This is a genomic window from Bradyrhizobium sp. AUGA SZCCT0169 (assembly GCF_018130085.1).
Classification (GTDB): Bacteria; Pseudomonadota; Alphaproteobacteria; order Rhizobiales; family Xanthobacteraceae; genus Bradyrhizobium.
The window spans coordinates 1-1,472 of record NZ_JAFCMC010000074.1 but is presented as its reverse complement, the minus strand read 5'-3'; the positions used below and the strand labels follow the sequence as shown (position 1 = coordinate 1,472).

1 protein-coding gene is annotated in these 1,472 nt (G+C 63.9%); it reads left to right on the top strand.

Annotated features, from left to right (window positions below; all coding sequences use genetic code 11):
- Positions 1-176 precede the first annotated feature (176 nt).
- Positions 177-1,469 (top strand): IS4 family transposase, encoded by a 1,293-nt coding sequence (locus JQ609_RS34850; protein WP_212215255.1) that lies wholly within the window; start codon positions 177-179, stop codon positions 1,467-1,469.
- Positions 1,470-1,472: the final 3 nt, after the last annotated feature.

Genomic DNA, 1,472 nt, shown 5'->3' with positions numbered 1-1,472 from the left:
GCCCTAGGGCATGCACACATCTGATGTCGGGGATTCCCGAATCGGCATTTTGTGTGATTCATATTGTGACACTTCGGCTTTGGCAGAGGTGTCGACATGCTGGCGGAAATTGACTGGTCATTGGGTCGGTTCGGGGATCGTCGTCTCGATAAAGGGGGGCGGCGCTCGTCGAATGCATGGTCGCGGGCAAGGATGTCTGCCTGCGACGGCTTGCGAAGGGGGTTCGGGCGCAGGAGGTGCGGTTCAACCGCTTTCTCGGCAATTCCAAGGTGACGACCGCGCGGGTGATCGAAAGCTGGAGCGAGGGCACGGTAACCGCGGCCGAAGGCCGCCATGTGCTGGCGATCCAGGATACCAGCGAAATCAATTTTGCCACGACGGCACAACGCCGGCGCGGGCTCGGCGAGATTGGCCACGGCAACACTCGCGGGGTGTTGCTGCACCCGATGCTGGCGGTAGACGCGCAGAGCGGCAATTGCCTTGGCCTGTTGCACGGCGAGATTTGGACCCGCAAGGGCCGCCGCACCGTCTCGCACGATCAGCGCGCCCTCTCGGACAAGGAATCGCAGCGCTGGATCTCGACCGCGCTGGCGGCCAAGCCGCGGCTGGCCAAGGCCGCCATGGTGACCATGCTGGGCGACCGCGAGAGCGACATCTTCGCTCTCTATGCCAGCGCCCTGGAAGAGCAGTTCCACGTCATTGCTCGCAGCATGCACGATCGCAAGCTGGCGGATGCTTCCGGCCTGTATGCAGCCAGCGAGGCCATGCCCATCATCGAACAACGGGCCATCGTGCTGCCTGCGCGGGCACAGCGGGCCGAGCGAGCCGCGCGTCTCGATCTGCGCTTCGGCGCCGTGAAGCTGGCCAGGCCGCAAACCAGGTTCCTGCGCCATTTGCCGAAAAGCCTCTCGCTGACCCTGGTCGATGTGCGTGAGGTCGAGCCTCAGGCCGGCATTGAGCCGCTGCATTGGCGGCTGCTCACGACGCATCCGGTGACCACGGCAGAAGAGGCTTGGCGCATCGTCGAATGGTACAAGCGGCGGTGGCTGATCGAGCAGTTCTTCCGCATCCTCAAGACGCAAGGCTTCAAGCTCGAAGACAGCCAGGTCGGGACTGCCGAGCGGCTCCTCAAGTTGGTCGCGATCGCAGCCAAGGCGGCGATCATTACCCTCCAACTCGTGCAGGCACGCGATGGCCGTGATCACCAGCCCATTCAGGTTGCCTTCGATGCCGAGGAAGTCGCTACCCTTGCCGCCTTCAACCGCAATCTCGAAGCCCAAAGCAAACGGCTCAGAAATCCGCATCCGCCCGATAGCCTCGCGTGGGCCGCCTGGATCGTCGGCCGGCTCGGCGGCTGGGACGGTTATCCCTCGTCCAAGCCGCCAGGTCCCATCACCATGAAGCACGGCCTCGAATACTTCCACGCCGCCGCCGCAGGATGGAGCCTCAGACATGTGTGCATGCCCTAGGGC